General features: G+C 60.2%; 10 protein-coding genes and 1 pseudogene. 3 read left to right on the top strand and 8 right to left on the bottom strand.

The window, feature by feature from the left end; genetic code table 11:
• Positions 1-210 precede the first annotated feature (210 nt).
• Together J2Y56_RS04425 and hutC are read right to left on the bottom strand one after the other, a co-directional pair.
• Positions 211-780, bottom strand: coding sequence for a HutD family protein (locus J2Y56_RS04425; protein ID WP_310348851.1), 570 nt, complete (start codon positions 778-780; stop codon positions 211-213).
• A gap of 9 nt (positions 781-789) precedes the next feature.
• Positions 790-1,500 carry a histidine utilization repressor gene (hutC, locus tag J2Y56_RS04420; protein ID WP_177323450.1) on the bottom strand — a complete coding sequence of 237 codons (711 nt, stop codon included), beginning with the start codon at positions 1,498-1,500 and terminating at the stop codon, positions 790-792.
• Positions 1,501-1,646: 146 nt separating this feature from the next.
• On the opposite strand from hutC, the gene J2Y56_RS04415 reads away from it, so the two are divergent.
• Positions 1,647-3,011, top strand: coding sequence for a formimidoylglutamate deiminase (locus J2Y56_RS04415; protein WP_310348848.1), 1,365 nt, complete (start codon positions 1,647-1,649; stop codon positions 3,009-3,011).
• A gap of 123 nt (positions 3,012-3,134) precedes the next feature.
• Here J2Y56_RS04415 and J2Y56_RS04410 read toward each other — a convergent pair whose 3' ends face one another.
• Both J2Y56_RS04410 and J2Y56_RS04405 read right to left on the bottom strand, forming a co-directional pair.
• Positions 3,135-3,704 (bottom strand): lipocalin family protein, encoded by a 570-nt coding sequence (locus J2Y56_RS04410; RefSeq protein ID WP_310348845.1) that lies wholly within the window; start codon positions 3,702-3,704, stop codon positions 3,135-3,137.
• A 31-nt stretch (positions 3,705-3,735) separates the two neighbouring features.
• A complete protein-coding gene (locus J2Y56_RS04405; RefSeq protein WP_007949003.1) occupies positions 3,736-3,990 on the bottom strand; it encodes a hypothetical protein in 255 nt (84 codons plus the stop codon).
• A 281-nt stretch (positions 3,991-4,271) separates the two neighbouring features.
• Between J2Y56_RS04405 and J2Y56_RS28410 the strand changes: the two are divergent.
• Positions 4,272-5,306 (top strand): annotated as a pseudogene (locus tag J2Y56_RS28410) (cache domain-containing protein); the annotation flags it as partial.
• Between the two features lie 93 nt (positions 5,307-5,399).
• The gene (locus J2Y56_RS28405) at positions 5,400-6,164 is read left to right on the top strand and encodes a methyl-accepting chemotaxis protein (RefSeq protein ID WP_405046840.1); all 765 of its coding nucleotides are present in this window, start codon (positions 5,400-5,402) and stop codon (positions 6,162-6,164) included.
• Between the two features lie 117 nt (positions 6,165-6,281).
• Here the strand turns inward: J2Y56_RS28405 and J2Y56_RS04395 are convergent, their stop codons facing one another.
• From J2Y56_RS04395 to J2Y56_RS04380, 4 genes are all read right to left on the bottom strand, one after another.
• Positions 6,282-6,884 carry a DUF924 family protein gene (locus J2Y56_RS04395; protein ID WP_310348843.1) on the bottom strand — a complete coding sequence of 201 codons (603 nt, stop codon included), beginning with the start codon at positions 6,882-6,884 and terminating at the stop codon, positions 6,282-6,284.
• 3 nt (positions 6,885-6,887) lie between these two features.
• Positions 6,888-7,898, bottom strand: coding sequence for a class 1 fructose-bisphosphatase (locus J2Y56_RS04390; RefSeq protein ID WP_007949006.1), 1,011 nt, complete (start codon positions 7,896-7,898; stop codon positions 6,888-6,890).
• A 247-nt stretch (positions 7,899-8,145) separates the two neighbouring features.
• Positions 8,146-9,507 carry a DUF3999 domain-containing protein gene (locus J2Y56_RS04385; RefSeq protein ID WP_310348841.1) on the bottom strand — a complete coding sequence of 454 codons (1,362 nt, stop codon included), beginning with the start codon at positions 9,505-9,507 and terminating at the stop codon, positions 8,146-8,148.
• Complete coding sequence (locus J2Y56_RS04380; RefSeq protein ID WP_310348838.1) at positions 9,504-13,088, bottom strand: DUF2339 domain-containing protein; 3,585 nt, start codon at positions 13,086-13,088, stop codon at positions 9,504-9,506. Before J2Y56_RS04380 ends, J2Y56_RS04385 begins: the two co-directional genes overlap by 4 nt.
• Positions 13,089-13,158: the final 70 nt, after the last annotated feature.

Genomic DNA, 13,158 nt, shown 5'->3' with positions numbered 1-13,158 from the left:
GCGTTCGGTAACAAGATGGTGCGCGCTGGGAAACGGATATGAAACGCCAAGGCAACATAAGATCGGTAGCAGCTGGCGAAGCCTGCGTTCGACTGCGCAGCAGTCGCAAACCAGAGGGAGAGCTGATCCTGAAAGACAGCAGTGTTTGATTTCACGACTGCTGCGCAGCCGAACGCAGGCTGCGCCAGCTGCTACAAAATAGGTGTTGACTCAGTGTGCAGTCAGTTCAATCACGCAGCACGGGCCGTTGACGGAGACTTCCAACAACCCGGTGTTACCGTCCAGTCGCAAGCAATCATGGCGACCCAGTTGCGAAGCGCTATTACCGGCATTCACTTCCAATGCGTCGGTAATACTGAACACCAGCACCGTGCCCGCCGAACTGAAAAACCGCTGCTCACCCGCCAGCCACTGCAACCGCGCGCTGTAACGCTGCGGCGCATAAATCAGGTTGAAATCGCGGATCGGCCCGCCGAGCAATGTGCAGGAGACTTCACTCTCACCGCTGAAGGCAAACGGGGTCAGCGGTAACAGTGGCAACGTGTCCTGACCTTCCACCCGCAAGGTCATGCCATCACCTTGCAGCACGGTGATGACCCGCTCGTAACCCGTGAACATCGAGAAACCACCCGACTCGCCGATGTCGGCAATCGACAGGCGCCAGCCAAAACCGTCCAGGCCCGTGCCAGCATCGCGAGTGATTTCTTCGGTGCTGCCGCCGCCGTTTTTCCACGGCATGCGTGGGTAATCTTTTGCCCGTAGAACCTTTAACTGCCTCATTTGTACTCTCTACTTATGGAACCGACCTTCCAGACGATGACGGGAACCGGGGTGGATCAAGCGGGCGGCGGTCACTGGCTGACGGCCGGACCAGGTGCGGCGGCGAATCAGCAGGCATGGCTCGCCTTTTTCAATCTGCAACAGCTTGCACTCGGATACCTCGGCAAGAATCGCCTCGACCACGTGCTCGCCTTCGGTCAGCGGCGCCACCTGGTTGAGGTAGGCATAAGGCGTTTGCAGCGTGAAGTCTTGTTTGAGGTAGTCCGGAGCCACTAGCGCATTGACGAAACGGTCTTCGATTTGCACCGGGATATCGTTTTCGAAATGCACGATCAGCGAGTGGAAAACCCTCTGCCCTTCGCGCATATCCAGTGCCAGGGCGCGCTCGGAGCCGGCGGCCTCTTCTTCAAGGGTGATCACCTTGCAAGTGTGGCGATGGCCGCGAGAGGCGATCTCGTCGGCGATGTTGTGCACTTCAAACAGCGCGGACTGGCTTTTCGGCTCGGCGACGAACGTACCCACGCCTTGCATGCGTACCAACAGACCGTCGGCGGTCATTTCGCGCAGGGCGCGGTTGATGGTCATGCGGCTGAAACCGAGCTGGCTGACCAGTTCGCTTTCCGACGGCACACGGTAGTGCGGCGGCCAGTTTCCACTGTCGATTTGCTGGGTGATCATCTGCTTGACGCGGGCGTACAAGGGCGCCGGACTGTCGCCCATGTTCGCGGCCAACGGTGACACTGGGGGCGGAGTCGGCACGGTTAATCCTTGTTCATTTAGGAAAGGTTGCTAGCTTGCCGGAGTTTACCGAGCAGGCAAACGTCTGTATATGTATATACAAATAACACACGATGGGGTGCTGAACCATGTCCGCCTTCTTTGCCGAACGCGCGCTGCTGCCTAGTGGATGGGCCAATAATGTACGTCTTGAGGTCAGCGTCGAGGGCGTATTGACCCATCTCCAGGCCGATTCCCACGCAGATGGCGCCGAACGGCTGAGCGGTCCGCTGCTGCCGGGCATGCCGAATCTGCACTCCCACGCGTTCCAGCGGGCGATGGCCGGGTTGGCGGAAGTGGCGGGTAATCCGAACGACAGTTTCTGGACCTGGCGCGATTTGATGTATCGCCTCGTCGGAAAAATCAGCCCGGACCAACTCGGTGTGATCGCCCGTCAGCTGTACATCGAAATGCTCAAGGCCGGTTATACCTCGGTCGCGGAATTTCATTACGTGCACCACGACACCAATGGCCAGCCTTACGCAGACCCCGCCGAACTGGCGCTGCGCATCAGCCAGGCAGCGAGCTCCGCCGGTATCGGTCTGACCCTGCTGCCGGTGCTCTACAGCCATTCCGGTTTCGGTGGCCAGACGCCGAACGACGGCCAGCGCCGCTTTATCAACAGCACCGAAAGCTACCTGAAACTCCAGTCGCGTTTGCAGCCGCTTCTGGCCCGGCAACCGGCGCAATCCCTGGGCTTGTGCTTCCACTCGCTACGCGCAGTCACGCCACCGCAAATCAGCGAAGTGCTGGCCGCCAGCGACAAGCAATGCCCGGTGCACATCCACATTGCCGAACAGCAGAAGGAAGTCGAGGACTGCCTGACCTGGAGCGGTCGTCGTCCGTTGCAATGGCTGTTTGAAAACACTCAGGTCGATCAGCGCTGGTGCCTGGTACACGCCACTCACGCCAATGCGGAAGAAGTCACCCTGATGGCCAAGAGTCGTGCCATTGCCGGGCTGTGCCTGACCACCGAAGCCAACCTGGGCGACGGGATTTTCCCGGCAGTGGATTTCCTCGCTCAGGGCGGGCGCATGGGCATCGGTTCCGACAGCCATGTGTCGTTGAGCGTGGTGGAAGAATTGCGTTGGCTGGAATACGGCCAGCGCCTGCGCGATCAGCGACGTAATCGCCTGTATGGCGCGGATCAGCCGATGGTTGGCCGCACGCTGTATGACGCAGCACTCGATGGCGGCGCTCAGGCGCTGGGGCAGCCGATTGGCGCGCTGGAAGTGGGCAAGCGTGCGGACTGGCTGGTGCTGGACGGCAACGATCCCTACCTGGCGACCGCCAGTGGCGACGCAATTCTCAATCGTTGGTTGTTTGCCGGCGGCGATCGCCAGGTTCGCGATGTGCTGGTCAATGGCCAGTGGGTTGTGCGTGACGGGCGTCATGCCGGGGAAGAAGAAAGCAATCGCGCGTTCACCCAGGTCCTGCGCGATCTACTGGGCTGACACCGGAAACAATTGTGGGAGCGAGCCTGCTCGCGAAAGGGCCGTCACATTCAACAGAGATGTTGACTGACAGTCCGCCTTCGCGAGCAGGCTCGCTCCCACAGGTTTGCTTTGCGGTGGATGTTAGTTCGAGGTCTTGGCCATCTGCGTCTCCGACGCACGCCAGATCAGCCGCGAGGTGTCGTAACCCTGCTGCCGCGCCTTGCTCAGCAACTCCTCACGCACCACGCCATTGACGGTTGGGGTTCGCGCCAACAGCCACAGGTACTTGCGACTCGGGTCGCCAACAATGGCCGTCTTGTAGTCATCGCTGACGTACAACACCCAGTATTGCCCCTTCGCCGTACCCGGAATCAGACGAGAAAACCAGGTATCGAACTCGACCCACAATTTGTCGGTTTTGCCCGGCTCCTGTGGATAAGCCGTGCCCTTGATCTCTTCCCACTGCCACTGCGCCGTCAGGCAGCGGTTCAGTATCGCCATGTTACCGTCAGGTTTGAGCATGTAATGGGCTTCGGATTGGGCGCAGTCACGCTGGAAATACATGGGCATGCGAGCCAACTCGTACCAGGTTCCCTGGTAACGCTTGAGGTTGACGCTGTTGACGGTTTTCGGTGCCAACTGATCACTGCCAGAAGTGGCGCAGCCAGCCAATATCAGGCCGGCAAAAAGTACAAGTAATAACCGCATCATTGTTTTTCTCCCGTGGGCGTATCGCCCCGGTTTACTTCAGGCCTTGGCCGGAAAACATCAATACTTTGTCACCGGCATACTGCACGCTGATAAAGCTGTTTTTGTCGCCCCAGGTGCAACTGGACATACCCAGTGCGCCCGAGCAATCAGCAGGCTTACCCAGCAACGTTTCGACCTCGGCCTTAGGCATGCCGGTCGATAGCTTTGAGTAGTTTTCCTGATTGACCTTGCTGCATGCGGCCAACAACACGCAGAACGAGAGCAAGGCGAGAGATCGCAGCGACATGGTGAAACTCCTGGGGCGAAGGGGAATGGCATGGCTGCCAAGCAGAAGCTTAGAAGAGCAAACCCCCATCTGGTTCCCCGACCGCCGCGCTATTTATCAGGCCGCTCGTCTGCCATTTTCGAAAAACAAGCAACTTTCCTGAGCCATTGATGTTTTCGTCAATTTTTACGTAAGACGCCTCATCTTTGGCGCTGGGCTGTCGACATAGAAGCAGCGTAAAGCCCTCGACTGTGGCAATTGACGCCCCCTCGCTGACAAGCCCCTCCGCGGTAGTGCATTTAATGACCAGAAACATGAAATTCAGCCACAAGATCCTGCTGGCAGCTGCCCTCGTGGTAGCCGTTGCATTCGCCTGTTTTATCCTGTTCAACGACTATCGCCAGCGCCAGACCCTGCGCAGCAGTACCGAATCCTCGATGCAGGAACTCGGCAGCCTGACTACCAGCAACATTCAGACCTGGCTGGAAAGCCGCATCCAGTTGCTGCAGTCGTTGTCCCAGCAGATCGCCGTGGACGGCAGCGCACAGGCCAGCCTGAAACGCGCGATCGACCTGCCGGCCTACACCAGCAACTTCCAACTGAGCTATTTCGGCGGCACTGACGGTGTGATGTTTTCGGTCCCGGCGGGCAATCGTGCCGCCGACTACGACCCTCGCGCCCGTGGCTGGTACAAGGCAGCGAACAGTGCGCAACAGACCATCGTCACCGAACCGTACATCGCCGCGTCTTCCGGCAAACTGGTGATCACCGTTGCCACACCCGTTAAGTATCAGGGCCAGATGATCGGCGTCGCCGGTGCGGATATCGACCTGTCCAGTGTCAGCGCCATCATCAACTCGCTGAACTTCGGCGGCCACGGCCATGCGTTCATCGTCAGCACCGATGGCAAGATCCTGATTCACCCGGACAGCAAACTGGTGCTCAAAGGCCTGGCAGACGCCTACCCGAATGGCGCACCGAAAGTCAGCCCGGGAATGAAAGAAGTCGAGATCGACGGCAAGAAGCAGTTCATCTCCTTCACCCGCGTCAACGGCGTGCCGTCGGCAGACTGGTACGTGGCGCTGGTGCTGGATCAGGACACCGCGTTCTCGATGCTCAGCGAATTCCGCACCTCGGCAATCATCGCCATGGTCATCGCGGTGGTGATCATCATTGCGTTGCTGGGCATGTTGATCAGCGTCCTGATGCAGCCGCTGCTGACCATGGGCCGCGCGATGCAGGACATCGCCGAAGGTGAGGGTGACCTGACCAAACGCCTGACCATCCACGGCCAGGACGAATTCGGCGCGCTGGGCACCTCGTTCAACCGTTTTGTTGAGCGTATTCATACCTCGATTCGCGAAGTGTCCTCCGCCACCGGCCAGGTCAACGAAGTAGCGCTGCGCGTCGTGGCCGCGTCGAACTCGTCGATGTTCAACTCCGACCAGCAAGCCTCGCGTACCAGCAGCGTGGCCGCAGCGATCAACGAACTGGGTGCCGCTGCCCAGGAAATCGCCCAGAACGCCGCGCTCGCCTCCCAACACTCCAGCGACGCTCGCTCCATGGCCGAAGACGGTCAGCAAGTGGTGGATAAAACCATCGCCGCGATGCAGCAGCTGTCGGCGAAGATCAGCGATTCGTGCGGCAACATCGAAACGCTCAACAGCAACACCGTCAACATTGGGCAGATTCTGGAAGTGATTACCAGCATCTCCCAACAGACCAACCTGCTGGCACTCAACGCAGCGATCGAAGCCGCTCGTGCCGGCGAAGCCGGTCGCGGTTTTGCCGTGGTGGCGGATGAGGTACGCAACCTGGCGCACCGCACTCAGGATTCGGCGCAGCAAGTGCAGAAGATGATCGAGGAACTGCAAGTCGGCGCCCGCGAAGCGGTGAGCATCATGACTGACAGCCAGCGTCAAAGCGAAAGCAGCGTCGGCATCGCCAACCAGGCGGGTGAACGACTGGGCAGTGTGACGCAGCGCATTGGCGAAATCGACGGAATGAACCAGTCCGTGGCCACCGCGACTGAAGAGCAGACTGCCGTGGTGGAGTCGATCAACGTCGACATTACCGAGATCAATACGCTGAACCAGGAAGGCGTGGAGAACTTGCAATCGACCTTGCGTGCGTGTGCGGATCTTGAGCAGCAGGCGGCGCGGTTGAAGCAGTTGGTCGGCAGCTTCCGGATTTAAGTTGCTTTCACTGGCCCCATCGCCAGCAGGCTGGCTCCCACAGGGGATTTGTGAACGACACAAACCCAACGTGGGAGCCAGCCTGCTGGCGATGACGGCATCAGCCGCAAGGAAAACCTAAAACCGAGACCCAGGTCCTGCGAGAAACGCCAACTCCTCAGCCGTCGACTCCCTTCCCAACACCGCATTGCGATGCGGAAACCGCCCAAATTCAGCAATCACCCGCTGATGCTTCTCGGCATAGTCCAGATAGTCGGTAAACAGTGTTCGATCCGCCTCCGGCTGCTGCGACAGCAGATCGATGTAACGCGAGATGCACTCGTTCTGCACCGCCAGATTCTCGCAATGCTCCATCACCAGGTAGATAAACACTCGCTGAAGAGGCCGCAACTGCCGATCAAAATCCGCAGCAATGCCTTGCGCCACCAGTGCCTGAGCCCTGAGATCGCCGGAATAGGATTGGGGAGTGTTGCGATAGATCATTCGCGGGAGTTGATCGAGCAGCAGCACCAGCGCCAGCCAACCTTGGGGACGATGCGCCCAGTCAGTCAATCCGCCGGCCAGTGCCTGCTCAACCCAGTCCCCGAAACGCGTCTGCGCTTCGAGGTCCTGGCTGTCGCGCTTGCCGAACCATAACTTGCCCTTGGCGGCCGCTGTTTCGTTCGCTGATTCGGAAGATCCGAACCACCAATCGAGCAACGGCTGCCAGGGCGCGGTCATGGTTTATGCCTTGTGGTAAGCCGTGACGCGTTCGACTTCTTCTTTCGAACCGAGGAACACGGCAACACGCTGGTGCAGGCCGTCTGGCTTGATGTCGAGGATGCGCTGATGGCCATCGGTGGAGGCGCCGCCAGCCTGTTCAACCAGGAACGACATCGGGTTGGCTTCGTACATCAGACGCAGCTTGCCCGGCTTGGACGGCTCGCGGCTGTCGCGTGGGTACATGAACAGACCGCCACGGGTCAGGATGCGGTGCACGTCCGCGACCATCGCGGCGACCCAGCGCATGTTGTAGTTCTTTTTCAGCGGGCCTTCTTCGCCAGACAGCAATTCACTGACGTAGCGTTGTACCGGCGCTTCCCAGTGGCGCTGGTTGGAGGCGTTGATCGCGAATTCCTGAGTGGAGGTCGGGATCTTGATATCTTCGTGGGTCAGCACGAAGCTGCCCATTTCACGGTCCAGGGTGAAGCCTTTTACGCCGTCGCCCAGGGTCAGGATCAACATGGTCTGTGGACCGTAGATCGCGTAACCGGCAGCCACTTGCTCGGTGCCTGGCTGCAGGAAAGCCTTTTCGTTCAAGGGCTCATTCTGGCTCAGGTATTCGTTCGGGCAACGCAGCACCGAGAAAATCGTACCGACCGGCGCGTTGATATCGATGTTCGACGAACCGTCCAGCGGGTCGAATACCAGCAGGTACGCACCTTTCGGGTATTTGCCCGGGATCTGGTAGGCATTGTCCATTTCTTCGGACGCCATGCCGGCCAGGTGACCACCCCATTCGTTGGCTTCGAGCAGGATCTCGTTGGAGATCACGTCGAGTTTTTTCTGCACTTCACCTTGGACGTTTTCAGTGCCCATGCTGCCCAGAACACCACCCAAGGCGCCTTTGGACACGGCGTGGTTGATCTCTTTGCAAGCACGCGCCACCACTTCGATCAGGAAACGCAGATCGGCAGGCGTGTTGTTGCTACGGGTCTGCTCAATCAAATAGCGACTCAAGGTAACGCGGGACATGGAAGGCTCCGGTGGAATGGGGGGCTAAAAACCCGCGCAGTTTAACGCGAGTCGAGGCGCATTTCCTCCTATCAGACGTGATACACCCAAGAGAGTTCATGCGCGGGGTTGAGCGTAGTTCGAAACGGGCATTTTTACCGACCGATAAACCGCTTTCGCCGGCAAGCCGGTCTCGCTCCCACATGGGTGCGCATTCAACTGTGGGAGCGAGACCGGCTTGCCGGCGATGGGTGCGCAGCACCCGCTTTCAGGGTTTGACGGGGGGCTTGCGCAGCAAGCTGAACGCCATCGCCGCCAGAACCAGCACCCCAAGCAACAACACCGCCCACAACCCGAATTTCTTCCAGTTCGTGCCAGTGGTCACCCTCGATGCAGGCGTCACCTGCACTCCGCCCTCCACCACAGCCTTACCCAATGTCGCCAACTTCTGCGCACTGTAATCCGGAATCAGCGTCGACAATGGCAAGCTCGCTGCCCTCACTGTCGCATTCCCCAACGCCAGCGTATAAGGCTCTGGCCCGCGCGCGAGGAACACCAGTTGCGTCGGACGCACGGCAAACTTCACCGTCGGCGCCTCGGCACCCAGGCCTCCACCGCGCTCGTCCACAACCAGCTTCAACTGCTGTACGGTTTGCCCCGGCAGTTGCAATTCGTTCTGCACCACGTCCTGGCCATTCTGGGTCAGGCGATACAGCAAGCCACTGCCCAGCGGCTGCCACGGCAAGCTGCTCTCGCGGCGACCGGATAAGGTGACTGGTGCCAAGCTGTTGGGCTGACTCAGTTCAACCTGCACCCGCTCGACATTCAGCCCCATCGGCAATTGCCAGGTGTATTCACCGGTCTTCACGCTGCTGCCGGCCAACGGTTGCGACCAGACCAACGGCAGCGGCAGGCTGCGTCTGCTTGCACTTTCCAGCTGCGCCGACGTCAGCGTTGCAGCCGACTGCGGCGAACTCCACAACAGGCGCAGATAGCGTGCCGATTGCCCCGGCAGAGCGACTTCATGCTGCTCGACCCGTTCGTCGGCAAACGTCAACCGTGCGACCTGCCCCCTGCCCCACGACTGCCAATGCTGCAAGTCGTCGCTGGCTTCGATGCTGAATTGCTGGAAGCCTTCGCGTTCGCTGGTCCAGTCGAGGACCAATTGCTGCAACGGTGCCTTGATGGCGCTGGCATCGAGCAACCAGCCGCGCAGCACTTCTTCGCCCGCTTCCAGCTGAATGGACGGCTGCACTTCGACCAGCGCACCGCTGGCAGTTGACTGCACCCGCACGCTGGGCGCGTGCTCGGTAGAATCTGCCGAACTGTACAGCGGGAACCACTTCACATCAGTCAAAGCGCGATTTTCGCGGGTTTGGGCCGGCTCTCTTGCCACGGCATACGCCTGAACCTGACCGGCGGCGTTGAAGACACGCACATCACTGAGGTCGGTTTGCCGCGCTTTCAATTGCACGCTTAACGGTAAATCAAGGCGATACCATGGGCCTTCGCCGCTCACAGACAACAGCACTTGAGTGGTGAAGTCCGCCGGTTGCTCCTGCGCGCTGACCGACAGCGTCACACCCAGCGCAACCGCGCCCCACCAGCCCAGGTTCAGCTTCTGACTCAAGACGACACTCCTTCGGTTTCCGGTGCCGGTTTTTCCACATCCGGCGCAGCCTCGACACGCTTGGGCGGCAGCGGCGCGAAATAGCCCACCACCAGCAGCAACACGCCAACGCCGATAAACGACACGATCCGCGCGAGCCCGCCGCGGTTACTCAATTCCACAAAGACCAGCTTGGCCACCACTGCGCCAATCAACGCCGCGCCGATCAGCCAGACCTCGCGACGACGGCTCAAATGACCGCCGATCATCAGGCTCAGCGCCATCAGGGTCCAGACGATAGACAGGCCGGCCTGAACCAACATGGATTCAAGCAACGCATCGAACTCGAACGGCACACCGCCCCAATGGTGCGCCGTGCGCATCACCAATGCGGTAAAGAAAGCAAACAGTGAAACCCCTGCGATCAATTGCGTGGCGTTTTCGGTGTAGTCCTTGCGGATCGCCAGTTGCGTCACGGCGCCAAGCGACCAGATATAGATGCCGAACAGCGCAAACAGCAGGCCCAACTCCAGCGGGTTGATCAACGGCACGTACGGCAGTGGTTCGGCGGTGCCGTCGCTGGCGACGTTCGCCAGCCAGAACCAGCCGAGCATCAGCAGCGCCAGCGGTGCCGCCGCATACAGTCGGTATTCGCGGGGATACGCCGATACCGGCCACGGCCAACTGCGTGGCGCAGCCATCAGCACCAGATACAGGCCTGGCAGAATCGCCCAGCCCAACCAGCGCCAGGCGTTGTATTGTTCGGACAACAGTAGCAAGCCATAGCGCAGTTCGAGCGCCAGCACACCAATCAACAACCAGCAGCCAAGCACATGCGCCGTGCTCACAGCTCGCGCCGGCAGCATCGGCGCCAGTCGCTTCAGCGAGACGAAATGCACGACGAACACCGCCGCCCAGGCAAGCCAGCCAAAACTGGCCGCCGGGTGATAACGCGAGTGCCACGCCGCGCACAACACCACGCCGGCCACTGGCATCAGCAAGGTGCAGAGCAAACCCAGCGAGGACCATTTCAAGCGCAGCGCCAACGCAGTCCATAGCGCCACGCTGACTGCGGCGACCACCAGCAACAGCGTCGCTTGCAGATTGACCGGCGCAAAACGCAGCACTTCACTGATCCACGCCAACGCCCACCAACCCCCGCCCCACAACAGCAGCACTTCGGACAGCCGCCTCAAACTCAGCACATCAAACGCCGAAGCATGATTGCCGACCTGCAAGCGCCAGGCACCGACCAGCGCCGCCGAACCCAATGCCAACGGCGTCCAGAAACCGCTGTGCGCCATTGGATTCAAACCTTCACTGGCCAACGGTCCGAGCAGGGCCGGCCCTGCCAGCACAAACGCCGCGCCGCCAATCACCTGCAACAGCAAACCGAAGACAAAACTGACGCGCAGCTTCAGGAACAGGCTCAACCAGATGATGAACAAACCACTGGCCGCCCACACCGCACTCGCGGTTTGCCACGGCAGGACGAACAGAACGGCCAGATTGATCAGTACCAGACCGGCCAGCAACACCACCGACACACCGAGTAGCAGCCGCACGTCGCTGCGCACCATCTCATCCCGCGCCGCCAGCAGCATGCCGGCGACCAACGCCAGACCGATCAGCGAGGCACTGAGCAAACCGCTCCAGCCAGCGCTGAACACCGCCGCAGACTCACCCCCGCTACTTTCCAGCCGCAGCAGGAACAACGCACCGCCAAGCAATTGCACGACAAACGCGGTGAACAGGAACGTGCGCGATTGCAGGCGCAGGCCGACAAACAACGTCGCCAAACCGGCCAGCGCCCAACTGATCGCGGTGCCCTGAGTGAAGAAAAACAAGGGCGCCAGCAGGTAGAGAAACATCAAACCGAGGCATGCCAGAACCGCATTCCCTTTGCGCTCCCATTCCACCGTCTGCCCAGGTGCCGCGTTGCGCAATTGATAGAAGCTGAACAGCAACGCCATGCCGAGCATCAACGCGCCCAACGGTGCGCCGTCGAGCAGGCTGCTTTCGCCGAGTCGCAGCTCGCGGATAAACGCCACCGCTGCGCCCAGTTGCAGCAGCAAGGCAAAAGCTCGTGCCGTGGGTCGTTGCTGACGCAGGCAGAGCCAGAAGATCCCGGCGCCTTCAACGGCCCAGGCAGCAGACGTCCAGCGCGCATCAAGCCCCAACGGAATGGCCAGACTGGCGAAGATCACGCCCAGTGCCAAACAAGTTTCTGCCAACAACAATGCGCGGCCTCCCACCAGCAATCGGGTCAGGCCCAGGTAAATCATGCCCAACGTCAATGCGCTAAAGGCTGCAGCAAACTCAATGTGCTGGACCAGCGTGAACTGCAAACCGAATCCCACCACGGGTGGGCCAAACAGCAGAGTGCCGTCGACGTAATCGCCCTTGCGCGCCGACCAGTGCAGCAACGCCTCGCGGCTGTCGTCTTCCGGTGCATCGCTGATTGCCAGCAATTTGCGCCGGGCGAACAACAGACCGATGGCCAGGTACATCAGGAAAAACACAATCAGGAACGGCTCGATGCTCCACAGCAAATCCGGCGTATAGGAACGCAGCCCCCATGCGAAACCGATGCTGAACGTGCCGGCAAAGCCGATCAGGTTGAGCAATCTCCAGGCCTTGAACCACGCAATGGTGAGGATGCCGGCGTTGAGCAAGGTGAAGTAGCTAAACAGCGCGACGTGGCTGCCGGCACCGGTAGACGTCAGAATCGGCGCGGCAAAACCGCCCAGCGCTGCTGCGCAGGCCAGCGCCAATGAATCCTGGGTGATCGCCAGAATCGCTGAGAACGCCGTCACCGCCACCAGCAGGCCAAGCGCTGCCGTCGGATCCAGCAGCGGATGCAAACGCATGGCGGCGAACACAGTCAGGTACAAAACGGCAATGCCGGTGCCTTGCAGCATCAACGCGTAATTGGCATTGCGATGACGCAGCCACCAACCCAAACCGAGCAGCCCCAACGCAAACGCCGCGACGCCGGCGTAACGCAGCTCGATCGGCACCACCATGCCTTCGGTCGCATACCGCAATAAAAAGGCCAGACCGAGGAACAACAGGACCACGCCGACCCGCAGCACGGTGTTACCGCCGAACAGCCAGGCGCGGGCGCCGCTGATGGCGCGATCAAAGAGGTTAGGGACGCGTGGGGTGGCGGGGGCTTGCGGCTCGGGTTTCCAGGCGTCGACAGGCAGTGGCTGACTGGTGTCAGTTGCCATAGCGGTGATCGGTTCGAGTTCGGGGGGGAGGTCCCAGATCAGTTCCGGGGTTTCGACAGGGGTTTCGTCGTGGGCAAAATCAGAAGGCCCAATGGGTTCGCTTGCAGCCGGCTCGCTGGTTTCAGGCGCTTTGACGCCTGACACCTCCAGCAAGGCCAGGCGTTGCTGCACTGCACTCAGCGCAACCTGCGTCTGCTCCAGCAGAAGGTGCTGCCTGGCAGCTTGTGAACCTAAACGGGCGATGCGGATAGCCTGGCCAATACCCAAGCCGAGCAACGCGCCCAACAGCGCATCGTCGAACGATTCGTCGAATATCCAGCCAAGAATCCAACCGAACGCCAGCCCGATCAGCACGAAAATCCATTGCATGGTCGATATCCTTAAGCAACCCCGCGATAGGGCGATTCCGGAAAGACAGCATTGGCAAAGTTTAGTGTGA

It is taken from the genome of Pseudomonas sp. BE134 (genome assembly GCF_031456105.1).
Classification (GTDB): Bacteria; Pseudomonadota; Gammaproteobacteria; order Pseudomonadales; family Pseudomonadaceae; genus Aquipseudomonas.
This window is presented reverse-complemented; position numbering and strand designations above follow the sequence as displayed.

What these genes read in the sequence shown, in the direction of transcription:
- J2Y56_RS04425 (WP_310348851.1), bottom strand. Translation starts at nt 780, where the DNA reads ATGAGGCAGTTAAAGGTTCTACGGGCAAAAGATTACCCACGCATGCCG.
- hutC (WP_177323450.1), bottom strand. Translation starts at nt 1,500, where the DNA reads ATGGGCGACAGTCCGGCGCCCTTGTACGCCCGCGTCAAGCAGATGATC.
- J2Y56_RS04415 (WP_310348848.1), top strand. Translation starts at nt 1,647, where the DNA reads ATGTCCGCCTTCTTTGCCGAACGCGCGCTGCTGCCTAGTGGATGGGCC.
- J2Y56_RS04410 (WP_310348845.1), bottom strand. Translation starts at nt 3,704, where the DNA reads ATGATGCGGTTATTACTTGTACTTTTTGCCGGCCTGATATTGGCTGGC.
- J2Y56_RS04405 (WP_007949003.1), bottom strand. Translation starts at nt 3,990, where the DNA reads ATGTCGCTGCGATCTCTCGCCTTGCTCTCGTTCTGCGTGTTGTTGGCC.
- J2Y56_RS28405 (WP_405046840.1), top strand. Translation starts at nt 5,400, where the DNA reads ATGTTCAACTCCGACCAGCAAGCCTCGCGTACCAGCAGCGTGGCCGCA.
- J2Y56_RS04395 (WP_310348843.1), bottom strand. Translation starts at nt 6,884, where the DNA reads ATGACCGCGCCCTGGCAGCCGTTGCTCGATTGGTGGTTCGGATCTTCC.
- J2Y56_RS04390 (WP_007949006.1), bottom strand. Translation starts at nt 7,898, where the DNA reads ATGTCCCGCGTTACCTTGAGTCGCTATTTGATTGAGCAGACCCGTAGC.
- J2Y56_RS04380 (WP_310348838.1), bottom strand. Translation starts at nt 13,088, where the DNA reads ATGCAATGGATTTTCGTGCTGATCGGGCTGGCGTTCGGTTGGATTCTT.